Origin of the sequence: Scleromatobacter humisilvae (genome assembly GCF_023231945.1) — a bacterium.
Classification (GTDB): Bacteria; Pseudomonadota; Gammaproteobacteria; order Burkholderiales; family Burkholderiaceae_C; genus Scleromatobacter; species Scleromatobacter humisilvae.
The window spans coordinates 26,007-49,261 of the sequence record NZ_JAJLJH010000001.1 but is presented as its reverse complement, the minus strand read 5'-3'; the positions used below and the strand labels follow the sequence as shown (position 1 = coordinate 49,261).

Annotated in this window: 26 protein-coding genes; 11 read left to right on the top strand and 15 right to left on the bottom strand. The window is 69.7% G+C overall.

Going from position 1 to position 23,255, the window contains the following annotated elements:
- Positions 1–18 precede the first annotated feature (18 nt).
- From LPC04_RS00240 to metG, 4 genes are all read right to left on the bottom strand, one after another.
- Positions 19–546 carry a hypothetical protein gene (locus tag LPC04_RS00240; RefSeq protein WP_275680165.1) on the bottom strand — a complete coding sequence of 176 codons (528 nt, stop codon included), beginning with the start codon at positions 544–546 and terminating at the stop codon, positions 19–21.
- Positions 543–1,478, bottom strand: coding sequence for a segregation and condensation protein A (locus LPC04_RS00235; RefSeq protein WP_275680164.1), 936 nt, complete (start codon positions 1,476–1,478; stop codon positions 543–545). Before LPC04_RS00235 ends, LPC04_RS00240 begins: the two co-directional genes overlap by 4 nt.
- 14 nt (positions 1,479–1,492) lie before the next feature.
- Positions 1,493–1,696, bottom strand: a complete 204-nt coding sequence (locus LPC04_RS00230; RefSeq protein ID WP_275680163.1) for a DUF3460 family protein — start codon at positions 1,694–1,696, stop codon at positions 1,493–1,495.
- 131 nt (positions 1,697–1,827) lie between these two features.
- A complete protein-coding gene (gene metG / locus LPC04_RS00225; protein WP_275680162.1) occupies positions 1,828–3,879 on the bottom strand; it encodes a methionine--tRNA ligase in 2,052 nt (683 codons plus the stop codon).
- Between the two features lie 222 nt (positions 3,880–4,101).
- On the opposite strand from metG, the gene LPC04_RS00220 reads away from it, so the two are divergent.
- On the top strand, positions 4,102–5,214 hold the full coding sequence (locus LPC04_RS00220) for a hypothetical protein (protein WP_275680161.1): 1,113 nt from the start codon (positions 4,102–4,104) through the stop codon (positions 5,212–5,214).
- 13 nt (positions 5,215–5,227) lie between these two features.
- Here the strand turns inward: LPC04_RS00220 and LPC04_RS00215 are convergent, their stop codons facing one another.
- Positions 5,228–6,079, bottom strand: coding sequence for a PEP-CTERM sorting domain-containing protein (locus tag LPC04_RS00215; protein WP_275680160.1), 852 nt, complete (start codon positions 6,077–6,079; stop codon positions 5,228–5,230).
- Between the two features lie 248 nt (positions 6,080–6,327).
- Between LPC04_RS00215 and LPC04_RS00210 the strand changes: the two genes are divergently transcribed.
- Entirely contained in the window at positions 6,328–7,740 is a 1,413-nt protein-coding gene (locus LPC04_RS00210) for an MFS transporter (protein WP_275680159.1), read from the top strand.
- A gap of 1 nt (position 7,741) precedes the next feature.
- Here LPC04_RS00210 and LPC04_RS00205 read toward each other — a convergent pair whose 3' ends face one another.
- Positions 7,742–8,854, bottom strand: coding sequence for an HD-GYP domain-containing protein (locus tag LPC04_RS00205; RefSeq protein ID WP_275680158.1), 1,113 nt, complete (start codon positions 8,852–8,854; stop codon positions 7,742–7,744).
- Between the two features lie 156 nt (positions 8,855–9,010).
- On the opposite strand from LPC04_RS00205, the gene apbC reads away from it, so the two are divergent.
- Entirely contained in the window at positions 9,011–10,105 is a 1,095-nt protein-coding gene (gene apbC, locus LPC04_RS00200) for an iron-sulfur cluster carrier protein ApbC (protein WP_275680157.1), read from the top strand.
- Here apbC and LPC04_RS00195 read toward each other — a convergent pair.
- Both LPC04_RS00195 and LPC04_RS00190 read right to left on the bottom strand, forming a co-directional pair.
- Positions 10,102–11,166, bottom strand: a complete 1,065-nt coding sequence (locus LPC04_RS00195; RefSeq protein WP_275680156.1) for a 2-dehydropantoate 2-reductase — start codon at positions 11,164–11,166, stop codon at positions 10,102–10,104. The genes apbC and LPC04_RS00195 overlap by 4 nt on opposite strands.
- Before the next feature lie 44 nt (positions 11,167–11,210).
- Positions 11,211–11,753, bottom strand: coding sequence for an Mpo1 family 2-hydroxy fatty acid dioxygenase (locus LPC04_RS00190; protein WP_275680155.1), 543 nt, complete (start codon positions 11,751–11,753; stop codon positions 11,211–11,213).
- Between the two features lie 220 nt (positions 11,754–11,973).
- Between LPC04_RS00190 and LPC04_RS00185 the strand changes: the two genes are divergently transcribed.
- From LPC04_RS00185 to LPC04_RS00175, 3 genes are all read left to right on the top strand, one after another.
- Positions 11,974–12,528 (top strand): deoxycytidylate deaminase, encoded by a 555-nt coding sequence (locus tag LPC04_RS00185; protein ID WP_275680154.1) that lies wholly within the window; start codon positions 11,974–11,976, stop codon positions 12,526–12,528.
- Positions 12,529–12,656: 128 nt separating this feature from the next.
- The gene (locus tag LPC04_RS00180; RefSeq protein ID WP_275680153.1) at positions 12,657–13,010 is read left to right on the top strand and encodes a hypothetical protein; all 354 of its coding nucleotides are present in this window, start codon (positions 12,657–12,659) and stop codon (positions 13,008–13,010) included.
- A 9-nt stretch (positions 13,011–13,019) separates the two neighbouring features.
- Positions 13,020–13,409 (top strand): DUF1801 domain-containing protein, encoded by a 390-nt coding sequence (locus LPC04_RS00175; protein WP_275680152.1) that lies wholly within the window; start codon positions 13,020–13,022, stop codon positions 13,407–13,409.
- 60 nt (positions 13,410–13,469) lie between these two features.
- Here LPC04_RS00175 and LPC04_RS00170 read toward each other — a convergent pair whose 3' ends face one another.
- A complete protein-coding gene (locus LPC04_RS00170) occupies positions 13,470–14,126 on the bottom strand; it encodes an NAD(P)-dependent oxidoreductase (protein WP_275680151.1) in 657 nt (218 codons plus the stop codon).
- A gap of 106 nt (positions 14,127–14,232) precedes the next feature.
- Here LPC04_RS00170 and LPC04_RS00165 point away from each other — a divergent pair, with 106 nt between their 5' ends.
- Entirely contained in the window at positions 14,233–15,234 is a 1,002-nt protein-coding gene (locus LPC04_RS00165; protein ID WP_275680150.1) for a LysR family transcriptional regulator, read from the top strand.
- On the opposite strand, the gene LPC04_RS00160 is transcribed toward LPC04_RS00165, so the two are convergent.
- The 3 genes from LPC04_RS00160 to LPC04_RS00150 all read right to left on the bottom strand — a co-directional run bounded on the left by LPC04_RS00160 (position 15,189) and on the right by LPC04_RS00150 (position 18,106).
- On the bottom strand, positions 15,189–16,109 hold the full coding sequence (locus LPC04_RS00160) for a YihY/virulence factor BrkB family protein (RefSeq protein ID WP_275680149.1): 921 nt from the start codon (positions 16,107–16,109) through the stop codon (positions 15,189–15,191). The two genes, LPC04_RS00165 and LPC04_RS00160, sit on opposite strands and share 46 nt — an antisense overlap.
- 364 nt (positions 16,110–16,473) lie before the next feature.
- A complete protein-coding gene (locus LPC04_RS00155) occupies positions 16,474–17,625 on the bottom strand; it encodes an alpha-hydroxy acid oxidase (RefSeq protein ID WP_275680148.1) in 1,152 nt (383 codons plus the stop codon).
- A gap of 115 nt (positions 17,626–17,740) precedes the next feature.
- A complete protein-coding gene (locus LPC04_RS00150) occupies positions 17,741–18,106 on the bottom strand; it encodes a VOC family protein (RefSeq protein WP_275680147.1) in 366 nt (121 codons plus the stop codon).
- Between the two features lie 68 nt (positions 18,107–18,174).
- Between LPC04_RS00150 and LPC04_RS00145 the strand changes: the two genes are divergently transcribed.
- Together LPC04_RS00145 and LPC04_RS00140 are read left to right on the top strand one after the other, a co-directional pair.
- A complete protein-coding gene (locus tag LPC04_RS00145; protein WP_275680146.1) occupies positions 18,175–18,477 on the top strand; it encodes a helix-turn-helix domain-containing protein in 303 nt (100 codons plus the stop codon).
- A gap of 32 nt (positions 18,478–18,509) precedes the next feature.
- A complete protein-coding gene (locus LPC04_RS00140; protein ID WP_275680145.1) occupies positions 18,510–19,067 on the top strand; it encodes a cysteine hydrolase family protein in 558 nt (185 codons plus the stop codon).
- A 122-nt stretch (positions 19,068–19,189) separates the two neighbouring features.
- Here LPC04_RS00140 and LPC04_RS00135 read toward each other — a convergent pair whose 3' ends face one another.
- The 3 genes from LPC04_RS00135 to LPC04_RS00125 all read right to left on the bottom strand — a co-directional run bounded on the left by LPC04_RS00135 (position 19,190) and on the right by LPC04_RS00125 (position 21,929).
- Entirely contained in the window at positions 19,190–20,068 is an 879-nt protein-coding gene (locus tag LPC04_RS00135) for a hypothetical protein (RefSeq protein WP_275680144.1), read from the bottom strand.
- A gap of 165 nt (positions 20,069–20,233) precedes the next feature.
- Positions 20,234–21,478: a DNA polymerase Y family protein gene (locus tag LPC04_RS00130; RefSeq protein ID WP_275680143.1), complete on the bottom strand. Its 1,245-nt coding sequence runs from the start codon at positions 21,476–21,478 to the stop codon at positions 20,234–20,236.
- A gap of 55 nt (positions 21,479–21,533) precedes the next feature.
- Entirely contained in the window at positions 21,534–21,929 is a 396-nt protein-coding gene (locus LPC04_RS00125) for a DUF2177 family protein (protein WP_275680142.1), read from the bottom strand.
- A gap of 144 nt (positions 21,930–22,073) precedes the next feature.
- Between LPC04_RS00125 and LPC04_RS00120 the strand changes: the two genes are divergently transcribed.
- Together LPC04_RS00120 and LPC04_RS00115 are read left to right on the top strand one after the other, a co-directional pair.
- Complete coding sequence (locus tag LPC04_RS00120) at positions 22,074–22,745, top strand: DUF1345 domain-containing protein (RefSeq protein WP_275680141.1); 672 nt, start codon at positions 22,074–22,076, stop codon at positions 22,743–22,745.
- Positions 22,746–22,865: 120 nt separating this feature from the next.
- Positions 22,866–23,078 carry a hypothetical protein gene (locus LPC04_RS00115; RefSeq protein WP_275680140.1) on the top strand — a complete coding sequence of 71 codons (213 nt, stop codon included), beginning with the start codon at positions 22,866–22,868 and terminating at the stop codon, positions 23,076–23,078.
- Positions 23,079–23,255 lie beyond the last annotated feature (177 nt).

The window sequence follows — 23,255 nt, the reverse complement described above, 5'->3', positions numbered from 1 at the left end:
TTGTGGGCGAAGAGGAAATCAGGGTTGCGCGGCGGACGCGTCGTCCGGCCGCACCTCGGCGCGCGCGAACCACGCGCCGGCGAGCGCGAGGATGGCGCCGAAGGCGATCGGCCAGCTCCAGCCGTAGCCGACGCCCCAGGCCGGCAGCGACAGCCCGAAGCCCGCGGCGGCGACGATGAACAGCACGCGGCCCCGGCCGGGCCGCAGCGCCAGCAGGATCGCGCCGAGGTAGAGGCACAGGCTGGCCGGCAGCGACATCGCCGCGGCGAACCGGAACTGGTCGTCGCCCTGCGTCAGCGCGATGTACTTGCCGAGATAGCTGGACGCCGCGAGCAGCTGGAACACGACCAGCGCGGCGACGACGAAGCGCGGCGACAGCGCGGTGCGCGGCGCGTCCTCCTCGGAGGCGGGTTCCCCGTCGTCGACGGCGCCGGGCTCGAGGTAGGGCGGATGCAGGTCGTGCGGCTCGCGCTCGACGGGCTCGAAGTCGGCGTCGTCCTCGCCATCGCGGCCGACGAGTCGAAGCGGCGGGCGCGGCGAGGTCATTGCAGCGGCGTGTACGCCAACCGGACGTAGATCGGCGCGAAGGCCTCGGCCTGCGTCACCTCGAGCAGGCGCTCGCGCGACAGCTCCAGCATCGCGATGAAGGTCACCACCATCACGGTGGGGCTGGTCGCGGTCTCGAACAGCTCCTGGAACTCGACGTAGCGCACGCCCTGCAGGCGGCGCAGCATCTTGGTCATGTACTCGCGCACCGACAGCTGCTCGCGCGAGATGTGGTGGTGCTGGTTCAGCTTGGCGCGCTTGAGGATGTCGGCCCAGGCCTCGCGCAGGTCGGCCAGGCTGACGTCCGGGAACACGGTGACGTTGGACTGCTCCATCGTCACCTGCGCGCGCAGGAAGTCGCGGCCGATGACCGGCAGCGCGTCGAGCTGCGCGGCGGCCAGCTTCATCTGCTCGTACTCCAGCAGCCGTCGCACCAGCTCGGCCCGCGGATCTTCCGGCTCGGCGCCGTCGGCCGTCGGCTTGGGCGGCAGCAGCATGCGCGACTTGATCTCGATCAGCATCGCCGCCATCAGCAGGTACTCGCTGGCGAGCTCGAGGTTGTGCTGGCGGATCTGGTCGACGTAGTCGAGGTACTGGCGCGTGACCTGCGCCAGCGGGATGTCGAAGATGTTGAAGTTCTGGCGCCGGATCAGGTACAGCAGCAAGTCCAGCGGGCCTTCGAAGGTCTCGAGGAAGACCTCCAGCGCGTCCGGCGGGATGTAGAGATCCGTCGGCATCCGGAACAGCGGCTCGCCGTACAGGCGGGCAAGCGCGACGCCGTCGATCGGCGGCGCGCCGTCGGGGGCGTTGCGGAAGGCGGCGTGGCGCTCGTCGACGCCCGCGGTGTGCGCGATCGCGGCCGCGTCCTGCGCCGTCACGGCGGCGGGAACGGCCTCCGGCGCGGCGCCCTGAGCGGCGCCATCGCCGCTCATCGGCGCCTCAGGGTTCACTTGACGTGAGTCTGGTAGACGTACGGTTGCTGCGCGACCTTGGCTTCCTGGTACTCGGACTGCAGCTCGCGGTCGACCTGCTTGTCCCACAGCAACGCGCGGCCGGCGCGCTGCTCGGCCTCCAGCGTCGGCTTCTTCGCCTTCAGGTCGTCGATGAACGAGCTGACTTCCGACTTGTAGGGCTTCCAGAACAACGGCATGGTGGCTTCGAGAGGTGAATTGCGCCCGCTCTGGCGGGCGCTGGTCATGTAGGGCGGGTCGCTTGACCCGCCGTGCGCGCGGACGGCGAATTGCGGGTCGAAACGACCCGCCCTACGGCGCTCTGCACATTTTAGTGCAAGCGCATGCCCGGCAGCGCGCCGGCGCCCGGCTCCAGCAGATAAAGCCCGCCGTCGACCTTCTCGTCGCCGTGGCTGGCCGCCAGCACCATGCCCTCGGACAGCCCGAACTTCATCTTGCGCGGCGCCAGGTTGGCGACGAGCACGGTCAGCTTGCCCACCAGCGTGGCCGGGTCGAAGTGCGCCGAGATGCCGGAGAACACGTTGCGATGCCGGCCCTCGCCGGCGTCCAGCGTCAGCCGCAGCAGCTTGTCGGAGCCTTCGACCTTCTCCGCGTTGACGATCCTGGCGATGCGCAGGTCGACCTTGGCGAAGTCGTCGATCTTGATCTCGGGGGCGAGCTCCTCGCCACCCGGCACGAGCTTCTCGACGACCACGGGCGGCGCCTCGAACAGTGCGTCCAGCAGCTTGGTGTCGACGCGCTGCATCAGGTGCGTGTAGGTGCCGATCCTGTGCGCGCCGAGCGCGGACGAGACGTCGCCGAAGGTCAGCGCCGGGACCTGCAGGAAGTCCTCGACGTGCTTCGCCAGCGCCGGCAGCACCGGCTTGAGGTAGATCGTGAGCAGGCGAAACGCCTCGATGCACGTGCTGCAGACGTCCTGCAGCGCGGCGTCGGCGCCTTCCTTCTTGGCGAGATCCCAGGGCTTGTGCTGGTCGACGTACTCGTTGACCTTGTCGGCCAGCGCCATGATGTCGCGCAGCGCCTTGCCGAACTCGCGCTCCTCGTACAGCTCGACGATCGCGTCCTTCTGCGCGCGCAGCGTCTCCAGCAGCGACGAGCCCTCGACGCCGAGGTCGCCCGACAGCGTGCCGCCGAAGCGCTTGGCCAGGAACCCGGCCGCGCGGCTGGCGATGTTGACGTACTTGCCGACCAGGTCGGAGTTCACGCGGGCGACGAAGTCCTCCGGATTGAACTCGATGTCCTCGACGTGCGAGTTGAGCTTGGCGGCGATGTAGTAGCGCAGCCACTCGGGATGCAGGCCGAGGTCGAGGTACTTCAGCGGCGAGATGCCGGTGCCGCGGCTCTTGCTCATCTTGTCGCCGCCCAGCGTGATGAAGCCGTGCACGAACACGTGGTCCGGCGTCTTGCGGCCGGAGAAGTGCAGCATCGCCGGCCAGAACAGCGTGTGGAAGTACGTGATGTCCTTGCCGATGAAGTGCACCTGCTGCACGTCGGGGTCGGCGAAGAACTTGTCGTAGTCGATGTTGGCCTTCGAGAAGTAGTTCTTCAGCGAGGCCAGGTAGCCGATCGGCGCGTCCAGCCAGACGTAGAAGTACTTGCCCGGGGCGTCGGGGATCTCGATGCCGAAATAGGGCGCGTCGCGCGAGATGTCCCAGTCGCCCAGGCCGCCGGCACCGGTCTCGGGATCCTTCTGGAACCACTCCTTGATCTTGTTCAGCACCTCGGGCTGCAGGCGGCCGGTGTCGGTCGTCCACTTCTGCAGGAAGTCGAGGCAGCGCGGGTCGGACAGGCGGAAGAAATAGTGCTCGGACGAGCGCATCACCGGCGTCGCGCCGCTGAGCGCCGAGTACGGGTTCTTCAGCTCGGTCGGGTTGTAGACGGCGCCGCAGTTCTCGCACGAGTCGCCGTACTGGTCCTTGGTGCCGCACTTCGGGCACTCGCCCTTGATGAAGCGGTCCGGCAGGAACATTGACTTCACCGGGTCGAAGAACTGGTCGATCGTCTTCACGTCGATCAGCTCGTTCTTGCGCAGCCCGAGGTAGATCTCCTTGGCGAGCGCGTGGTTCTCCGCCGAGTCGGTGGAGCTCCAGTTGTCGAACGCGATGTGGAAGCCGTCGAGATATTTGGCGCGGCCGGCGGCGATCTCGGCGACGAAGGCCTGCGGCGTCTTGCCCTGCTTCTCGGCCGCGATCATGATCGGCGCGCCGTGGGCGTCGTCGGCGCCGACGAAGTGCACCGTGGCGCCGTTCATGCGCTGGAACCGCACCCAGATGTCGGCCTGGATGTACTCCATCATGTGCCCGATGTGGAAGGGCGCATTGGCGTAGGGCAGGGCGGTGGTGACGAAGAGTTTGCGGGTCATGGTGAGGCAGTGGTCGCGCCGGCGGGCCGCCGCGCAGCGGAACCGTCGATTCTAAGGCTGCGCCGCGATCCTGGCGGGACGGGGCGAATGGCCGCGCCGGCGCGGCGTCGGCGCGCTCGCCCGGCAAATGTCACGCGGACGGGTCGTTCCGGGGGCGTGCTCGGCGGTCGATGACGTAAAGTGCGGACGTTGTTCGTCGCCCTCATGCTCGCAAGGATCGCTTTGAACCCGTTCAAGAATCGCGCCGCGCGTCACCTCCGGGCCGGCCTGGCGGCCGGGTTGGCGCTGCTGGCCTTCGCGCCCGCGTCCAGCCGCGCGACGGACATCGCCCATGCCAGCGTGCCGTCCCCCATCCCGGACAACGACCTGCGCATCGGCTCGCACATCTTCCACCTGCCGCCGGGCCAGTGGACGCTGGTGCAGGGCCAGACCTTCACCACCGGCACCGCGGGCAACCGCGACGCCGAGGTCTTTCGCGGCGTGGTGGTGCTCGTCGACCACGGCCAGTTCCGCGTCGCGATCGACCTGTCGCTGCCGGTGCAGGACGCGCCGGGCCTGGTGTCCTGGGGCGACGACAGCTGCGCCCCCAACAATGGCGCGCTGCACGCCACGCCGATGACGAAGTTCGGCGGCCAGCAGTGCCTGGCCGTCTTCGGCCATCCGGACCTGCAGCGCGCGCTGCAGCGCACGAGCCCGTACGCCGCGCGCTGGATGCACGACCAGCACGTCGTCGGCCTCGGCAGCGCCATCGAGATCGTCTACACGAGCAAGCAGGACGCCACCTTCGGCCGCATGCACGTCTTCTTCACGGCGCCGTACTTCGACAGCGACGAGGCGATGACCAAGTGGGCCGCGGCGCTCGAGGACTCGGTCAAGCGCGAGTTCGCCAGCAAGGCGTTCTCCGCGACGTTGCCCGCGCTGCCGGTGCTGTCGGCGTCCATCCAGGCCAACGACGCCGCCACCGGCATGGTGCACGGCGGCGCGCAGGTGCAGGCCGAGGTGGCCGCCGCGCGCGAGGTCTGGATGGCCTGCCTGCGCAAGGAGGCGGTGCGGCTGGACGACCGCCGCACGCCCGCCAACGAGGTGGGCGCCGCGCTCTACTTCAATTGCCGCGACCAGGAGTTGAAGGGCGTCACGGCCACGATCGCGCCGTCGCGGCTGGCGGTGATGTCGCCGTCGGAGATCAACGAACTCTACGAAGGCGCGCATCGCCAGGTCGTCGACTCCGGCGTGGCCACCAACATCGTGCTGGAGCATCGCGCGTCGCGCGGGCCCGACACGTCCGCCACGGCCAAGGCGCCGGCGGACAAGGCCTCCAGGCCCGCCAAGCGCTGAGCGACCGCGGCGATCAGCCGCGCTGCCGGCGCGCCGCGAACGCGGTCGCGGCCAGGCCCAGCGCCAGCATCGCCAGCGACGACGGCTCGGGCACCGGCGTGCTCGTGACGGCGGGCGTCAGGTCGGTGCCGTCGTTCCAGCGTGTGATCAGCGTGTGCGAAGCGTCGGTGACGCTGCCGTTGGCCGCCGGCGTCTGCAACAGCACGCGCAGCCAGATCGTCTCGCCGGGCGTCAGCGGCACATCGACGCTGAACGTGCCGCTGCCCGCGGGGTTCGAGCTGGTGTCGGCGAAGGTCATCGAGGCGACATCGACATAGCCTTCGGCGCTGAAGTCAGCGTTGAACAGGGCGTTGAAGTTGTCCTCGGGCGTGGTGCCGACGTCGATCGCCGCGGCCGTCAGCGTGAAGGCGTCGATGACCGCGTACACGCCGGTGTTGTCGGGATAGAAGCCCGTCTCCAGCTGGTTGTAGGTGAGCGTGCCGCCGAACGTGCGCGTGGTGGCCGCGGCGCCGGTGTAGGTGTAGCTCTGGAGCGCGACCGAGTTGGTGTTGACGCGCTTGCCGGCCAGGCTGGAGGCGCTCGCGTGCAGCACCGGTGCGCCGATGGTGCCCGAGAGGCTGACGCTGCCCGAGGCGCTGCCGTAGCCGGCGAAGGTCTCGGTCGCCGCCGACGAGAACGCGCCGCCGTTGCCGCCATACTGGCTCATGACGATGGGCGACACGTCGTCGCACGCCGACGTCGGCCCGGCGATGCAGTCGCGGGCGGTGACGTATTCGGCGGTGCCCGCGGCGATCTCGGTGGCGTGCGACGCGAGCGGCGCAGCCAGGAGCAGGGCGAAGGCGGTGCGGGCGGAGAGACGATTCATGGTGTGCGGTCCCGGAAGCTGGTTGTCGGCGTCAGCTCGAGATGGTCGCGAATCCCCGTCGGATGACCATCCCCCGACCACGGTAGCCAACGACACGTCAGCCGCCGATCGTCGTTCGAGATCGTGCTGCCTCGGCCACGTCCACGATGTGAACCGTTGATGGCGACGGAATAGCCCGCACCGACGCTGCGGCATCGCGACGGTGGTGCAATGCGAGGACTCCCTCATCTTCGAAGACGATCCCGCCGATGTCCTCCGAATCAGCCGCTCCCGCCCGGCCCGTCGCCGACGGCCTGGTCGGACGGCAGCACGTGCTGGCGCTGACCGCGATCCTGTTGTCGGTCGCGATGGCCACGCTCGACACGGCGATCGCCAACACGGCGCTGCCCACCATCTCCGAGAGCCTGCACGTGAGCGCGGCGCAGGTGATCTGGGTGGTCAACGCGTACCAGCTGGCGACGATCGCCGCGGCCCTGCCGTTCGCGGCGTCGGGCGAGATCCTGGGACACGGCAGGGTCTTCGCGGCCGGCACGCTGGTCTTCACCTTCGCCTCGCTGGTCTGCGGCCTGGCGGATTCGCTCACCACGCTGGTGGCCGCGCGCATCCTGCAGGGCGTGAGCGGCGCGGCCATCATGAGCATCAACATCGCGCTGATCCGCTTCGTGTTCCCGGCGCGCCAGCTCGGGCGCGGCGTGGGCATGAACGCGCTGGTCGTGGCGCTGGCCTTCACGGTCGGGCCGACGGTGGCGTCGGCGGTGCTGTCGGTGGCGTCGTGGCACTGGCTGTTCCTGATCAACGTGCCGGTCGGCGTGGTCGCCGTGTTGTTCGCGTGGAAGGCGTTGCCGCACACCGAACGACAGAGCCACGGCTTCGACCCGTTCGCCGCGGTGTTGTGCGCGGGCCTGCTCGGCATCGGCCTGCTCGCCTTCGAGTCGCTGGCCCATGGCGGCGACTGGGCGCCGGTCGCGATGGAGGCGCTGGTCGCCGCGATCTGCGGCGTGCTGCTGTTGCGCCGCCAGGCCGGCCATCCGGCACCGATGCTGGCCGTCGACCTGTTCAAGGCGCGCAGCTTCAAGCTGTCGGCGCTGACGTCGATCTGCTCGTTCTCGACCCAGGGGCTGGGCTTCGTCGCGCTGCCGTTCCTGCTGCAGTCGACGCTGGGCTACAGCGCCGTGACGACGGGCCTGCTGATGACGCCGTGGCCGGCGGTCGTGGCGGTCATGGCGCTGATCGCGGGACGGATGGCCGATCGCTATCCGCCCGGCCTGCTGGGCGGCGTCGGCCTCGTGGCGCTGGGCATCGGCATGGCCTCGCTGGCGCTGCTGGCCCCGCACGCGGCGGCGTGGGACATCTGCTGGCGCACCGCGCTGTGCGGCGCCGGCTTCGGCTTCTTCCAGGCGCCCAACCTGAAGGCGTTGATGAGCAGCGTGCCGCCCCGGCGCAGCGGCGGTGCGAGCGGTGTGGTTGCGGTGTCGCGGCTGCTGGGTCAGGCCACGGGCGCGGGGCTGGTGGCCCTGTGCTTCCACTTGTCCGGCCAGATGCACGCCCCGCGCGCCGCGCTGTGGCTGGGATGCGCGTTCGCGCTGGCCGGCAGCGTCGCGAGCGTGCTGCGCCTGGCGCCGGGCGCGCGCGAGGCCGCACCGATGCCCAGCCGGTTGTGACTCAGCTCGTCGACTGCCTGTAGAGGCGCTCCGGGCTGATGCGCGTGCGCAGCCCCTTGGTCTCGGCGGGGCCGGCGATGCCGCGGTCGCGGCCGCTGGCCTCGATCATCAGCGGCTCGTCCAGTGGCTCGCCGCGTCGGCCGGACAACACGGCCACCTGCGGCGCGCTGGAATCGGCCGTGCGCCTCACGACGACCGCCACCTCGCCGCTGAACAGCCGCACCAGGCTGCCTGGCGGATGCACGCCGAACTCGGTGATCAGCGCCAGCGCGAACGGGTTGCCGCGCTCGACGACCAGCAGGTCGCGCGCCGCGCGCGGCGGCGGCAGGCTGTCGCGGCCGCTGCGGCCGGCGAGCTTGGCGGTGTAGACGTCCACGGTGCGCAGCGCGTTGGCCATCTCGCCGACCTCCGTGACCCCGGCCGGATAGCCGCCGCCGCCCGGCCGCTCGTGGTGGTGTTCGACGGCCTGCAGCCACTCCGGGTCGGTGACGCCACTGGCCTTGAGCGTGGCGAGGCTGGTGGTCGGGTGCGTCTGCACGGCCTGGCGCTGCTGCGGATTGGGCAGGCGCGCCAGGTTGGCCATGCGCTCCTGCAGTTCGAGCATGCCCAGGTTCATGGTGAACGCCGCCTTGACCAACGTCAGGCGGCGCTCGCGCGGCCACTCGAGGCGCAGCGCGATCAGGTAGGCCGCGGCCGCGGCATGCAGGCTGCGCACGACGCCGTAGGGCGCGTGGTCGGCGTCGTCGGGCCGCACCAGCAGGAAGATGGCCAGGTCGGGCTCGCGTTCGGCCAGCGCCGCGAGCTCGGCGGCGGCGTCGGCCAGCGCGTCGGGCGCGTCGGGCGCGGGCATGCGCGCGAGCACGCCGGCGAGCGTCTCGGCGAGGCGGCGCCACGACGCGGGCAACTGCTCCGGCGGCGTCGTGGCGATCGCGTCGCGCAGTTCGTCGACATCGACGCAAGCCCCGCGTTCGACCAGCGCCTCGAGCTCGTGCGCGTCGCTGACGACCGCGTCCTTCGCCAGCAGCAGCTGGCTGGACGCGTCGCGAATGCTGAAGGGCAGCGGGCTGCCGATGCGAATGCGGTGCTGCACCCGCGTGAGCGGACAGAGTTCCATCGATTTTCCTGTTTGCGCACGAAGGCCGGCCAGTCCCCGTGCCCCGTGGTGCCAAGTCGGGCGCGGTAGACTGCCCGCACCCCGATTCTGCGCCCGCCTGCCGTTTGCTGCAGGCCGCGCGCTTTCCCAGCTCATTCGCGCCCAGCCGCCCCCTCCATGTCCGTCTCCGAAGCCGCGCTGACCGCAGCGCTCGCCACCGTCCTCGATCCGCATACCGGCCAGCCGTATACGGCAGGACGCCAGTTGAAGAACCTGCGCGTGGGCGCGGACGGCGCGGTGGCCTTCGACATCGAGCTGGGCTATCCGGCGCGCAGCCAGTTCCCCGTCGTGCGCGAGGCGCTGGCGGCGGCGGCGAAGTCGGTTGCCGGCGTCGGCGACGTCGCGATCGAGGTCACCAGCAAGGTGGTCGCGCACCAGGTGCAGCGCGGCGTGGCGCTGCTGCCCGGCGTGGCCAACGTGATCGCGGTGTCGTCGGGCAAGGGCGGCGTCGGCAAGAGCACGACCGCCGTCAACCTCGCGCTGGCGCTCTCGGCCGAGGGCGCGCGCGTGGGCCTGCTCGATGCGGACATCTACGGCCCCAGCCTGCCGCTGATGATGGGCATCGAGGGCCGCCCCGAGTCCGAGGACGGCAAGACGATGCAGCCGCTGCACAACCACGGCGTCAAGGTGATGTCGATCGGCTTCCTCGTCGACGCCGAGCAGGCCGTGGTCTGGCGCGGCCCGATGGCCACGCAGGCGCTCGACCAGCTGCTGCGCCAGACCACCTGGGGCGAACTCGACTACCTCGTGATCGACATGCCGCCCGGCACCGGCGACATCCAGCTGACGCTGAGCCAGCGCGTTCCGCTCACCGGCGCGGTGATCGTGACCACGCCGCAGGACATCGCGCTGCTCGATGCGAAGAAGGGCCTCAACATGTTCGAGAAGGTCGGCGTGCCGATCCTGGGCATCGTCGAGAACATGGCGGTGCACGTCTGCACGAACTGCGGCCACGTCGAGCACATCTTCGGCGCCGACGGCGGCAAGCGCATGGCGGCGCAATACGGCGTGGCGTATCTTGGCGCACTGCCGCTGACGATGGCCATCCGCGAGCAGACCGACTCGGGCACGCCCACCGTCGTCGCGGAGCCGGACGGCGAGGTCGCCGGTCTCTACAAGGCCGTCGCGCGCCAGGTGGCGGTGGTGGTGGCGGGCAAGGCCAAGGACTTCAGCGCGAAGTTCCCGACCATCAACATCTCGAAGACGACCTAGATCGCCGTCTCGATGTTCTTGCGCAGCTCCGCCGCGTCGGTCGGGCCGCGCTCGGGCGAGCCCACGGCCAGTGCCGTCAGCTCGACGTAGCGGATCATCCCCAGCATCTTCTCGTTGCGCGGCGCGCGCTTGCCCACCGACTTGGCGAGCTTGACGACCTCGCCGCACAGCTCGCCGATCTCGGTGCGCCGGCCCAGCGCGAGATCGTCGGCCATGCTGGAGCGGGCGCGCGGGTCGATCTTGAGCATCTTCGCGGCCAGGATCTTGAAGACCGGCGTGGGCAGCCGCATCAGGCGCGGCAGCCAGCTCGTGGGCACCGGCGTGACCTTGGCGGTGCGCTGGCGCGCCGCGGCCAGCACCGACAGCCCTTCCTCGATCAGCGCCGCCGTGGTTGCGCGCAGGTCGGGGTCGAGCAGCTCGTCGCGCAGCGGCAGGCCCGACAGCGCGTTGACCGGGTTGTTCAGGTTCAGCAGCAGCTTGCCCCACTGCACGGCGCGGATGTCCTTGTGCGTGGACGCGGGCAGGCCGGCCGCGGCGAGCGTCGGCAGCCAGGCGTTGGTGACCTCGTCCTCCTCGAGCGCGAGGTTGCCGCCGCTGCCGCGCAGGAAGTTGCCGGGGCCGATCTCGGCGACGTTGTACGGCACCATGGCCGACAGGAAGCGCAGCCGGGCCGCGACGGAGCGCGCGACCTCGGCGTTGTGCAGCCCGTTCTGCATGCACATCACCAGCGTGCCGATGGGCAGCGCGCGCGCGAGCGAGGTGGCCGCCTTCGGCGTGGCGCTGCTCTTGACGCACATCAGCACCAGCGAGATGCCGAGTCCGGACGGCACGTCCTCGTGCAGGCTCAGCATGTCGGCCGGCACCGTGGCGGTCTTGCCGTCGGGCTCGGTGATGGTCAGGCCGTTCGTGCGCAGCTGGTCGAGGACGCGCGGGCGTCCGACGAAGTGCACGTCGTGGCCGGCCAGCGCCAGGCGCCCGCCCAGGTAGCAGCCGATCGAGCCCGCGCCCATGATGAGCACGGGACCGATCGGCGAGACGTCGGTCAGGATGAGGTCAGCCACGTCGCTCGGGCGTGGCAGTCAGCCCCGGAAGTGAGGTGACGATTTCAGGCAACGGGATGCGCAAGGTCACGAAGCAGAGTGGGGCCGGTACGTCGTTCGATCTCCTGCGCCAGCGGCCGGCACAGGCCCGCGGCGAAGAGCGCCTCGCCGACGACGAACATCGGGCCGACCAGCAGGCCGACCAGGTCGTCGACGAACGCCGGCTTGCGGCCTTCGTAGTAGTGGCCGATGAACTGCAGCACCCAGCCGGTGACGAAGGTGAGCAAGCCGCAGGCAAGCCAGGCGCCCGTGCTGCCGACGGCGAACGGATGCGCGGCCCAGATCAGCAGGCCGTTGACGATGGTGGTGGCCAGGCCCAGCACGAGGTTGCCGCGCGTCAGGTACCAGGCTGCGGCGAGCGCCCACACGACCCAGGCGGCGGTGAGGTGCGCCTGCGCGACGTCGAACTGGGCACGCGCCAGGAAGATGCCGATCGCGAAGACGATCAGCGGGATGCCCAGGAAATGGGTGGCGATATTGCGGCGATCGCGGTGGTAGGTCGCGTACTGCACCATCAGTTCGGTGGCCGGCCTGAAGGGACTGGGCATGTCGTTCTCCTGCTGGAAAGGGCGTTCGGCGAGCGGCGACTCGTGGCCGCGCTGGCCGGACTGCCAGAAGCTTGTCGTAGTGGAGCACGCGCCATGCCGCCTGTCAAAACCGGACGGCGCTGCTCGACCACACCCGATTCTCGCCGATGCGCGAGGGGCTGCCATGGCCGGGTTCGCCCTAAACTGCGGTCATCGGCACGCGATACGAAGAATCAAGGCGATGGAAAACAAGTCCCTGCTGGATTGGCACTCGATGTTCATGGGCGTGGCGCTGCTGGCGGCGGCGCGCTCGAAGGATGCGCGCAAGCGCAATGGCGCCTGCATCGCCAGTTCGGACTACAAGATCCTGGGCGTCGGCTACAACGGCCTGCCGCGCGGCTGCGACGACGACGATCCGGCGTACTGGGCCGACGACGACGACGATCCGCTGCACTCGCGCCACAGCTACATCGTGCACGCCGAGGTCAACGCGATCCTGAACTGCGTGGTGCTGCCGCTGACGGGCTCGACGATCTACGCCACCCAGTTCCCGTGCCCGCGCTGCGTGCAGTCCATCATCCAGGTGGGCATCAAGCAGGTGGTCTACCTCGAGCAGAAGCCGCACCAGGTGGCGGCCATCGCGGCGGCCAGCAAGATGCTCAAGGACGCCGGCATCCGGGTGCATGCGCTGGCCGAGCTGGAGGCGGAGTCGCCGACCTGGTCGTCGCGGCTGGAACAGTTCATCCGCGAGAGCCGCGAGCCGGGCGCGGCCGAGTCGCCGCCCGGCGACATCTGAGTCCGACGGATCGTTGAATAGGCCGCATCCGTGCGGCTTTTTCGTGGATCGGCGCGGGTGAGGGTCCCGCACCATCGAGTTGTGGATAACCAGAGTCGCTGGACGTCCGCCACCCGGAGGTGCACGCCATGACCCCAGTTCCCCAGATCAACGATCTGCAGCAGACCCCCAACGACTTCCTGCCGTTCGACGCGGCGTTGGCGGCGCGCCCGCCGCGCGCCAGCCGCTCGCAGGTCGCCGGCTTCAGCACCACCCACATGGGTGCGGACGAACTGGGCGTGGGTGCGTTGCTGCGCTTCAAGTCGATGATGGCGCACGAAGGCCAGACGGTGCACCTCGCCCGCCTGTGCTACGACAAGCTCTACGCCTACGAACGCATCGCCGCCGCCCACACGAGCGGCGACGAGAACCTGCGGCGCCTCGCGCTGGAGCTGTTCCAGATCTACCACCGGCGCCAGTCCGCCGGCCGTCCCGCGCAGTGATTCCTCCCCATGCGTAAAGCCCAGCAGACCCGCTCGCTGGTCGCGGCCTGGTTCGACTTCCTGCCGCCGGCCGAGATGCCCGTGGCACAGGCGATCCACAAGACGATCCGTGCGACGGTGGCCGAGCTCACCGAGACCATCCGTCAGGGCAACCTGCTGCTGTCGATGAACGGCGAGCCGCTGCTGGCCATCGCGCCGGCGCGCGACCGGGTCAACCTGCTGATCTTCAACGGCGCCGACGTCGAGGCCACGCTGGGCCCGCTCGAAGGCGTCGGCCGGCGCCAGCGCCAGGTGGCGTTCCCGAGCGCGAACCCGGTGGACATCGCGCGCGTCGAGATCGTGGCGCGCACCAGCGCCGAAGTCGCGCGCCGGCAACAGGCGCACGTCGACCACCACTGAAGCCGCACCGGCTTCGCGACGCCAGGGCGGGACGCGCACGCGTCGCCGCCCTTCGTCCTTTCAGGCCGTCGCGACCGTGAAGCGCGCGCGGACGTGCCGCGGCGTCTCGATCTCGTCGACGATGGCCACCGCCAGGTCCGCCACCGAGATGCCGGCGGGCGCGTCGCCGGCCATCAGCAACTGCTCGCCGCCGAGGCGGTAGCGGCCGGTGCGCTCGCCCGGGGCCAGCAGCGCGGGCGGGCTGAGGAAGGTCCAGGCCAGCGCGGTGTTGCCGCGCAGCGAGGTGAGTGCGTCGCGCGCGGCCTTGGCGCCGGGGATGATGTTGGGCGGGACGTGCGCGGCGAACTCGGGCGTGTCCACCATCTGCACGCCCGGCGCGACGAACAGGCTGCCCGCGCCGCCGACCACCAGCAGGCGCGTCACGCCGGACTGCTCGACCCCCGCGACGATCGCGTCGTGACCCTTCATGAACTGCGCGTAGAGCTCGGGCGCGTCCCAGCCCGGGTTGAACGCCGAGATGACGGCGTCGTGGCCCTTCACGGCCGCGGCGACGGCGTCCGCATCGGATGCGTCCAGCGCCTTGGCGCTCAGGTTCTGCTGCGGCGGCAGCTTGGCGGGGTTGCGCACGAGCGCGGTGACCGGGTGTCCGCGTTGCAGCAGTTCGGCGACGAGCGCGGTGCCGACGAAGCCGGTGGCGCCGATGAGGGCGATCTTCATGAAGTTCTCCAGAGGTTGGCGAGGAATGGCTCAACGATATGGGCTTCACGATCAAGCCGGTAGTCGGCTAAAGTCGCCATCACCTTGAAGCTGAACTTAACAATCGATGGATGACCTGAAGCCGCTGGCCGTGTTCGCCGAGGTGGTCGACGCCGGCTCGATGAGCGGTGCCGCGCGCCGGCTGGGCATGAGCCCGTCGGCCGTCAGCCAGACGATCCGCGCGCTGGAGCAGCACGGCGGCGTGACGCTGCTGCACCGCTCGACGCGCAAGCTCGCGCTGACCGAGGCCGGCGAGCGCTACTACCCGCACTGCCAGCGCATGCTGGAGGCCGCGCGCGCGGCCGCGCAGTCGCTGCAGCAGGCGCGCGAGGCGCCGACCGGCGAGCTGCGCGTGTCCGCGCCGGTCGGCTTCGCCAACCACCTCGCGCCCGCGCTGGCGCCGTTCCTTGCCGAGGCGCCGCAGCTGCGCCTGCGGCTGCTGGTGGACGACGCGATGATCGACCTGATCGACGCCCGCATCGACGTCGCGATCCGCATCGGCCGCCTGGCCGATTCGAGCTGGATCGCGCGCAAGCTGTGCGACTTCGAGACCATCCTGTGCGCCTCGCCCGACTACCTCGCGCGCGCCGGCGTGCCCGCGGCGCCGCTGCAGTTGCCGGCGCACCAGTGGCTGGCCTTCGGACGCGAGTTGTCTCCCGCCGAGCCGCACGACGGCACGTTGCTCGCCGCGTCGGCGACGAACCTGGGCAAGGTCGGCCTGGCCACGTCGCAGCCCGTGACGCGCCTGCTGGATGCGCGCTCGGCCGACGGCGAGCACCATCGCCTCCACGTGCAGGCGCGCATCGCCAGCAACAACCAGATCTCGCTGCAGCAGATGTGCGAGCACGGGCTGGGCATCGCGCACCTCGCCTATGCCGACGCCGCGCCCGCGCTCGCGCGCGGGGCGCTGGTGCACCTGCTGCCGCAGTGGCGCTTTGGCACGATGCCCGTCTGGGCCGTCACGCCCCGGCGCGACGAGGCCGAGGCGGCCAAGGTGCGCGGGGCGGTCGACGTCCTCAAGCGCTACTTCGCGGCCTTGCCCGTCGCGGCCAGCGCTGCCGCGGCCTGAGCCGCCCGGCGCTGCGCGCACAGCGGCTGCGCCTTGGCCGCCACCTGCACGCCGAACAGCACGCAGCACCAGGCGACGAACACCCACAGCAGGAAGGCCGGGATGCTGGCCAGCGCGCCGTAGGCCGACAGCGACACCGAGTGGCTGAAGTACATCGCGCAGCCGCGCCACGAGCCCCAGGCCGCGATGCCGGCGGCCAGCGAGCCGAACGCGCTCGCGCGCCAGCTCAGAACGTAGCCCGAGAAGGCGCGCAGCGTCACGAACAGCACGACGATCGTGAGCACGAACGGATAGTTGACGGCGGAGAAGTCGCCCGGCAGCAGGGCCAGCAGCGCCGCCAGCGGATGCAGCACCGCGAACGCGATCAGCGCGCCGGTGGGCGCCAGCACGAGGAAGGCGGCGTAGTGCAGCAGGCTGGTCGCCAGAGAGCCCTTCGCGCCGCAGATCTTCTGGATGTGGCCCTCGAGTTCGCGCGCCATCAGCACCAGCGTGATGCAGAAGCTCGCGAGCCCCAGCGCACCGATGTTCTGCGTGACATGCGACGCCGCGCTCAGCATCAGGTTGACGATGTCGCGGCTCTGCGCGGGCAGCAGGTATTGCGCGAGCACCGCCTCGAACTGCTCGCGCGTGGCCTCGGACACGCCGTAGAAGTTCATCACGCGCAGCGCCACCGTCATCAGCGGCACGAGGCTCAGCACCGACGTGAACGCCAGCGAGCTGGCGCGGATCAGCGCCTCCTCGGTGACGAAGGCGAACAGCGCATCCCAGACGACCTGGGCGGCGAGGATGCCGCGATGCACGGGGCGGCGCCAGTTCCAGCCGTTGCGCGCCGGCTCGGGCGCGGACCAATGCAGCAGCAGCTTCCAGAATTCCATCGACGAGGGGCGAGCGGCAGCGAGCGAGGCGCCTGGGGCGGCTCGCCGGGTGCGGCTGGATCTGCCTGTAGAGAACAAGGCGGTTGGAGCGGCTGCGCGGCGCGGAGTTCCGTGGCTGGGGACGAAGCGAATGGCGGGGGCTTGGGCGGTGCGAGGCGACGAACGACCCGTCGTGGACGTCGTCATGAACGGAATGCCTGCCGAAAAGCAGAATTGGCAGGGCGGGTTGGCCGCAGGCGTCACCCGCCGTTCGCGGGCGTTCGCGATCGGGTGGCCATGGCGGGTCACGCCTTCGGCCGATCCGCCCGACCGGTGAGTCGAAAGCCGACTCCCATGGAGGACCGCTCCTGGCCGCGAATCGTCCTCACCTTGGGAAGGTGCCAGGCAACAGGATGTCCTTCCCCACGTTGCGGATGTCCCGATGCCCACAGAACGCCATCGTGATGTCCAGCTCGTTGCGCAGGATCTCCAGGCACTTCGTGACCCCTTGCTCGCCCATCGCCCCCAGGCCGTAGAGGAACGCGCGGCCGATCATCGTGCCGCGGGCGCCGAGGGCCACGGCCTTGAGGATGTCCTGGCCCGAGCGGATGCCCGAGTCCAGCCAGACCTCGATGTCCTTGCCGACCGCGTCGACGATGGCGGGCAGCGCCTCGATCGAGCTGGGTGCGCCATCGAGCTGGCGGCCGCCGTGGTTGGAGACGATCAGCGCGTCGCAGCCGGAGTTGGCGGCCAGGCGCGCGTCCTCGACGTCCATGATGCCCTTGAGGATCACCTTGCCGCCCCACTTCTTCTTGACCCACTCGACGTCGGCCCAGCTCAGCGCCGGGTCGAACTGCTTGGCCGTCCACTCGGACAGCCGGCTGACGTCGCCGACGCCCTCGACATGCCCGACGATGTTGCCGAAGCTGCGCCGCTTCGTGCCCAGCATGCCCAGGCACCAGCGCGGCTTGGTCGCGAGGTTGATCAGGTTGGCGAGCGTGGGCTTGGGCGGCGCGGACAGCCCGTTGCGCACGTCCTTGTGGCGCTGGCCGAGGATCTGCAGGTCCAGCGTCAGCACCAGCGCGCCGCACTTGGCGGCGCGGGCGCGTTCGATCAGGCGCTCGATGAAGCCGCGGTCGCGCATCATGTAGAGCTGGAACCAGAACGGCGCCTTGGTGTGGGCGGCGATGTCCTCGATCGAGCAGATGCTCATCGTCGACAGCGTGAACGGGACGCCGAACTTCTCGGCCGCGCGCGCGGCCAGGATCTCGCCGTCGGCGTGCTGCATGCCGGTCAGGCCGGTCGGCGCGATCGCGACGGGCATGGACACCGGCACGCCGATCATCGCCGTCGCGAGGCTGCGGTTCTCCATGTTGACCGCCACGCGCTGGCGCAGCCTGATCTTGTGGAAGTCGCTCTCGTTGGCGCGGTAGGTGCCCTCGGTCCACGAGCCCGAATCGGCGTAGTCGTAGAACATGCGCGGCACGCGCCTTTGCGCCAGCACGCGCAGGTCTTCGATGCAGGTGATCGTGGTCATTCTTGGCTTGTCTCCGCGCCCTCCGGCGTGCCGTGATGGTAGCGCGGGACGGACATGCGCGCCGGCCGCGCGGCGCGGCGGCGCGTCATGCCGGAGCAGCATGTGAACCGCGCGATCAGCCCGAGGACAGCACGAAGGTGTTGCCGTCCGGATCCCTGAACTTCGCGAACGTGCCCCAGGGCTGCTTCGCCGGCCCTTCGACGAACTCGACGCCGCGCTGCGACAGCTGCCGGTGCGTCGCCTCGACGTCGTCGCATTGCAGCGAGCCGTTGAAGAACGTGCCGATGCGATCCTCGTGGCCGGGCGGCGTGAACAGGGTGAGGCGCGTCGGCGCGTTGCCGATGCGCAGCTCGATCCAGCGCTGGCCGGGGCCCATGGGCTGGTCGGTAGCGACCTCGAAGCCGAGCTTCTCCGTGTAGAACGCGAGCGCGCGATCCTGGTCGCTGACCGGCACGCCGACGAACTTGATTTGAGTGATCAAGGCAGACCTCCGAAGTGAAGATCAACCATTCTGGGTCTGCCGGGCAGGGAGGGGTAGCATTCGCTGCCATGGCAATCGCTACTACAGTCGCGTTCGACGCGTATGTCGTCGACACCCTGATGCCCGACCTCGTCGGCCACGACCGCAAGCCGTCGGCCTTCGTGGTCTACCTCTACCTGGCCGGCGTCGCGAAGCGCACCGGCCGCGACCGCGTCGCCGCGAGCCTGGAGACGATCGCGGTGAAGACGGGGCTGTCGAAGTCGTCGGTGCAGTCGGCGATCCGGCACCTGCGGCGGCGCGGCCTGCTGAAGGACGAGCCGGCGTCGTCCAGCGACCCGACGCGCGTCGTGCTGCGGCCGTGGATCAGGTAGGCTGGCGGCTTTTCTCGCAACGGAGTTCCGCCATGGCCATCGTTCGCCCGGGCAGCAGGCGCGTCCTGCTCGTCGTCGACGTGCAGGTCGCCGTCATGAAGGACGGCTGGGAGGCGCCGCGCGTCATCGCGAACGTGGCCCAGGCGGTCGAGCGGGCGCGCGCGCAGGGCGTTCCGGTGCTGTGGGTGCAGCACGAGAGCGAGGACATGCGCTACGACAGCCCCGGCTGGCAATGGGTGCCCGAGCTGGTGCCGGCCGCCGGCGAGGTGCGGCTGTTCAAGAAATACACGTCCAGCTTCGAGGAGACGCCGCTCGAGCTGGAACTCGGCCGCCTGGATGCGAGCCACATCGTGCTGGCCGGCGCGCAGAGCAACTGGTGCATTCGCGCGACCGCGTACGGCGCGCTCGATCGCGGCTACGACCTGACGCTGGTCGCGGACGCCCACACGACGGACGCCATCGAGCGCGGCGACGGCAGCGTGATCGAGGCGCGGGCCATCGTCGACGACCTCAACATCGCGATGACGTACGTCGAATATCCGGGCCGCAAGGCTCGGGCCGTCGCGGTCGGCGAGCTCGCGTTCGACTAGCCGGCGGAAGGTGCTCAGGGCGTGGCTGGCAGGCGTGAGCGCAGCACGGTTGCGACGCGATGCGAACGCATTCCCATGACGCTCGCTGCGGATGGGCATGTGCCTCGCGCCTGCACGTCTCCTCAGGCGACGTCGCCGGCCATCTGCTGCAGTTTGACAAGGTAGGCCACCGGATTGCGCCTGCGCTCGAGATCGATGTCGCGTTTGCGCTGCGCGATCGCCAGTGCCGCCTTGCCGATCGCGATGGCACCACCGGCGGCGGCGGCCGCTGCAATCGGCGCACCAAAGAGCGTGAGTGCGGTGGCGGCCCCCATGGCCATCAGGGCGTCGCCAGTCATCGCGATCTCGAGCACGCCTTTTTGAAGGGGAAGGCCCCAGAGTCTGGTCGCCGATTCGTACTCCGAGATCCTGAACTCCAGGTCCTCCCTGATGTAGGCTTCGGACTTGCCCGAGTAGTCCTTGTAGACCATGCGCCGCAGGTTCCTCAGGCGTTCCACGGCATCGACATCCCGGCGAAGTTCGAGCACCTGGCGCCAGGAAAGCTTGGTGGTGTCGATCAGGTCGAGGTTGCTCAAGATGAGACAGGGGTCCGCGGAGTCCGTTTCCTGCGGTACGGAAAGGGGAGCGCCGTAGACCGAGAAATCGTTCATGCGAGAGCTTTCCACGAGCGCGCCGAACGCCTTGAGAAATTCCGGCATGCGCGAATCCCTTCGCTGTTCGAGCGTCTCGCCTCCCGCGAGCGAATACACCCCTCCGGCCGCGGGGAACGTCAAGTAGAAGTACGCGACGTAGGTAATGATCGATTGCGAAAGGCCCGTCTTGGTGGACGGGTCGACAAGCGTTTCAGGAAGAATCTCCTTGAGCACCTCGTAGTAGACCGGATCGTCGGGGCCTCGCATCGTCACGTCTGGAATATTCGTGGGGATGACGCGATCGAAATAGATGGCAGCCGTGAGGGCGTCGCTCCAGGCCAGCGATGTGTACTTCGCCTTGTATGACATTCATCCGACTCCCGAGTGGTTGAAACCCGTGCTGGCTTGATGCAGCGACCCGCGGGCACCGTCGGCGCAGCGCAGGGCCCGCATGCGGGGGATCGTCGCCTCGGCCCGGGTCCCGCGCAAGTCGGGGCAGCACGGGTGGCGAGGCTGTGCCTGGATCGAAGCGGTTCAGAACAGCGTGGGCTCGTCCGGCCGCTCGTCCTCGGCCCTCCTCGGCGCGGCCGTGCTGGCCTGGCCGCCCGACTTCTTCGCGCCGCGCGCAGCCGGGGCCGCACCCGGGCGCGACAGGCTGCCCACGCGCACGCCCAGCAGACGCAGCCGCCGCGTCAGGTCGACGCGCTTCAGGCACTGGCCGGCGACCTGGCGGATCTCGGCCGGGTCGCAGGTGGGAATCGTGATCGACTGGTCGCGCGTCACCGTCTTGAAGTCGTCGAAGCGCAGCTTGATGCCGATCGTCCGGCCGACGTAGCCCTTGCGCGACAGGTCGGCGGCCACCTGCGTGCACAGCTGCGTGAAGACGTCGCCGAGCTCGGCGCGGTCGCGCTTGGCGTGCAGGTCGCGGTCGAACGTGGTCTCGCGGCTCATCGACACCGGCTCGCTGCTGGTCACCACCGGGCGGTCGTCGATGCCGTGCGAGACGTCGTGCAGCCACTGCGCGGTGTTGACGGTGAAGTGCTGCGTGAGCCAGGCCATGTCGCGCGCGGCCAGCTCGCCGATGGTGTGGATGTCGAGCGAATCGAGGCGCGCGCCGGCCTTGGGGCCGATGCCGTTGATGCGGCGCACCGGCAGCGGCCAGATGCGCGTGGGGATGTCCTCCATCGTCAGCACGGTCAGGCCGTTGGGCTTGTCGAGTTCCGACGCGATCTTGGACAGCAGCTTGTTGGGCGTCACGCCCACCGAGCACGTGAGGCCGGTTGCGCGCTTGACGTTGTTCTTCAGCTCGTGCGCGAAGGCGCGCACGCCGCCCAGCGGGTCATGGCCGATGGTGTCGCGGATGCCGGGGACGTCGGTCAGGTCGATGTAGATCTCGTCGATGCCGCGATCCTCGATCACCGGCGCCAGCTCCGCGACCGCGGCCTTGAACTTGCGCGAGTAGAGGCGGTAGCTGTCGAAGTCCATCGGCAGCAGGATCGCGTGCGGCGCGAGCGCGGCCGCCTTCATCATGCCCATGCCGGAGAACACGCCGAAGGCGCGCGCCTCGTAGGTGGACGTGGTGACGACCCCGCGGCCGACGTAGTCCTCCAGCCTGGCGAACTTCAGCGTGCCGTCCTCCTGCATCACCGGCGTGTGGCGACGGCCGCCGCCGACGACGGCCGCCAGCCCGCGGATCATCGGATAGCGCAGCAGTTCGACCGACGCATAGAACGCGTCCATGTCGAGGTGCGCGATCACGCGGGGCAGCGGGTGGCTCATTCCCGTATTCTGTATGAAATCACAGTGATTTCACACGCCCCGCGTCGGCAAGTCGTCAGCCGACCTTGTCCGCCACCAGCTTGCCGATCGTCGCCGCCAGGCCGGTCGCGACGCAGCCCCAGGCCGTGTCGATGAACGACAGGCCCAGCGGCCAGTCGCGCAGCGTGGCCATGTTGGTCAGGTCGTAGGTCATGTAGGTCATGAAGCCGAACGCGGCGCCCCAGGCCGCGGCCATGCGCCAGTCGCCGGGCGCGCGCGGCAGCACGACGAAGGCCATCACGCCGATCGCGAACAGCAGGTAGAACGCCACCGCCGCGACGAAGTTCGGGTGCTCGGCCATCAGGTGGCCGATGCCGCGCGTGTACATCGGGCGCGCGAGGACGCCGATCCACAGGACGTCGAGCAGCATCATCGTGAGGACGATCGCGAGGGTGGGCAGCAGCAGTTTCATCGGCGGTCTCGGGCAGGCGGGTCGGCAAGCCGCATCCTCGCATGCCGCCGCAAGCAGGGCTTCAGCTTGCCGCGGCGGCCGGCGTGGCGGGCCGGACAATGCCGCGGTGCGTGCCCCCGGCGCGCGATTTGCCAAGGCCGATCCATGACCCCTCCGATGAAGCGATTCGTGCACGTGTTCAAGGTGCGGCCGCGGCTGTTCATCGTCATCGCCATCGGCGTGCTGACCGGCCTGCTCCTGCCGACGGGCATCGCGTCGCAGCCGATCTCGCGCTGGCTGGTCGCGTGGAACACCGGTGCGTGGCTCTACGTCGCGCTCGCCGCGGTGATGATGATCCGCTCGTCGAAGGGACACATGCGCCATCGGGCGCAGCTGCAGGACGACGGCAAGTACGCGATCCTCGGTCTGACGGTGATCGCCGCCGTCGCGAGCCTGGTCGCGATCGCGTTCGAGCTGGCCATCGTCAAGGACCTGCACGGCTGGCAGCGCGGCGCGCACGTGGCGCTGGCCGGCCTGACGGTGCTGTCGTCGTGGAGCTTCATCCAGATCATGTTCACGCTGCACTACGCGCACGACTACTACATGGCCGCCTGCCACGGCCACAAGCCGGGCCTGGCGTTTCCTGACGACCCCGATCCCGACTACGGCGACTTCTTCTATTTCTCGGCGGTGATCGGCACCTCGGGCCAGACGGCGGACGTCTCCTTCGTCACCAAGCCCATGCGCCGCATCGGCTCGCTGCACTGCATCCTGGCCTACCTGTTCAACACCACCGTGCTCGCGCTGCTGATCAACATCGGCGCCAGCCTGTTCTGATATCGACGAGCGGCGCGGGCGCGCGTGACGCCCGCGCGCGTGCAAGAGCGTACATGCGCTGCGCGGCGATTGGGGCTACAACTTGCGCCGGTCTCCTCAACGTTTCCAGGAAGGTTCCCCATGAAGAAGTCGGCTCTCGTCTCCCTGTTGCTCGTCGCAGCGGTCTCCATCGCCTATGCCCAGGGCGGCAGCGGTGCGCCTGCCGCCGCCGGCCAGACGGAATCGCCCAAGGGCGAGGCCTCTGCCAGCGCCGCGGCGAAGGCCAAGGCGGACAAGCGTGCCGCCAAGAAGGCCGCGAAGGCGTCCAAGAAGGCGTCCGCGGCGTCGATGTAAGTCGTCCACGGGGCGTTCGCCCCGTGTCCGAAGGCAGTGTCCGCGAGTGTCCGCGGACACTCGCCGTGCGTCGGGAGACGCGCGCAAGTCATTGATCCGCAAGGAATCGAACGGCCGCTCGGCCGTGGCACGGTCGTTGCAAACATGAAGCCGGACAGCACGCACGCCGTGCACCGC

Excerpts from the sequence above, each read along its gene's own strand:
- LPC04_RS00240 (WP_275680165.1), bottom strand. The coding sequence starts at position 546 with ATGACCTCGCCGCGCCCGCCGCTTCGACTCGTCGGCCGCGATGGCGAG.
- LPC04_RS00235 (WP_275680164.1), bottom strand. The coding sequence starts at position 1,478 with ATGAGCGGCGATGGCGCCGCTCAGGGCGCCGCGCCGGAGGCCGTTCCC.
- LPC04_RS00230 (WP_275680163.1), bottom strand. The coding sequence starts at position 1,696 with ATGCCGTTGTTCTGGAAGCCCTACAAGTCGGAAGTCAGCTCGTTCATC.
- metG (WP_275680162.1), bottom strand. The coding sequence starts at position 3,879 with ATGACCCGCAAACTCTTCGTCACCACCGCCCTGCCCTACGCCAATGCG.
- LPC04_RS00215 (WP_275680160.1), bottom strand. The coding sequence starts at position 6,079 with ATGAATCGTCTCTCCGCCCGCACCGCCTTCGCCCTGCTCCTGGCTGCG.
- LPC04_RS00210 (WP_275680159.1), top strand. The coding sequence starts at position 6,328 with ATGTCCTCCGAATCAGCCGCTCCCGCCCGGCCCGTCGCCGACGGCCTG.
- LPC04_RS00205 (WP_275680158.1), bottom strand. The coding sequence starts at position 8,854 with ATGGAACTCTGTCCGCTCACGCGGGTGCAGCACCGCATTCGCATCGGC.
- apbC (WP_275680157.1), top strand. The coding sequence starts at position 9,011 with ATGTCCGTCTCCGAAGCCGCGCTGACCGCAGCGCTCGCCACCGTCCTC.
- LPC04_RS00190 (WP_275680155.1), bottom strand. The coding sequence starts at position 11,753 with ATGCCCAGTCCCTTCAGGCCGGCCACCGAACTGATGGTGCAGTACGCG.
- LPC04_RS00185 (WP_275680154.1), top strand. The coding sequence starts at position 11,974 with ATGGAAAACAAGTCCCTGCTGGATTGGCACTCGATGTTCATGGGCGTG.
- LPC04_RS00180 (WP_275680153.1), top strand. The coding sequence starts at position 12,657 with ATGACCCCAGTTCCCCAGATCAACGATCTGCAGCAGACCCCCAACGAC.
- LPC04_RS00175 (WP_275680152.1), top strand. The coding sequence starts at position 13,020 with ATGCGTAAAGCCCAGCAGACCCGCTCGCTGGTCGCGGCCTGGTTCGAC.
- LPC04_RS00170 (WP_275680151.1), bottom strand. The coding sequence starts at position 14,126 with ATGAAGATCGCCCTCATCGGCGCCACCGGCTTCGTCGGCACCGCGCTC.
- LPC04_RS00165 (WP_275680150.1), top strand. The coding sequence starts at position 14,233 with ATGGATGACCTGAAGCCGCTGGCCGTGTTCGCCGAGGTGGTCGACGCC.
- LPC04_RS00160 (WP_275680149.1), bottom strand. The coding sequence starts at position 16,109 with ATGGAATTCTGGAAGCTGCTGCTGCATTGGTCCGCGCCCGAGCCGGCG.
- LPC04_RS00155 (WP_275680148.1), bottom strand. The coding sequence starts at position 17,625 with ATGACCACGATCACCTGCATCGAAGACCTGCGCGTGCTGGCGCAAAGG.
- LPC04_RS00145 (WP_275680146.1), top strand. The coding sequence starts at position 18,175 with ATGGCAATCGCTACTACAGTCGCGTTCGACGCGTATGTCGTCGACACC.
- LPC04_RS00140 (WP_275680145.1), top strand. The coding sequence starts at position 18,510 with ATGGCCATCGTTCGCCCGGGCAGCAGGCGCGTCCTGCTCGTCGTCGAC.
- LPC04_RS00135 (WP_275680144.1), bottom strand. The coding sequence starts at position 20,068 with ATGTCATACAAGGCGAAGTACACATCGCTGGCCTGGAGCGACGCCCTC.
- LPC04_RS00130 (WP_275680143.1), bottom strand. The coding sequence starts at position 21,478 with ATGAGCCACCCGCTGCCCCGCGTGATCGCGCACCTCGACATGGACGCG.
- LPC04_RS00125 (WP_275680142.1), bottom strand. The coding sequence starts at position 21,929 with ATGAAACTGCTGCTGCCCACCCTCGCGATCGTCCTCACGATGATGCTG.
- LPC04_RS00120 (WP_275680141.1), top strand. The coding sequence starts at position 22,074 with ATGACCCCTCCGATGAAGCGATTCGTGCACGTGTTCAAGGTGCGGCCG.
- LPC04_RS00115 (WP_275680140.1), top strand. The coding sequence starts at position 22,866 with ATGAAGAAGTCGGCTCTCGTCTCCCTGTTGCTCGTCGCAGCGGTCTCC.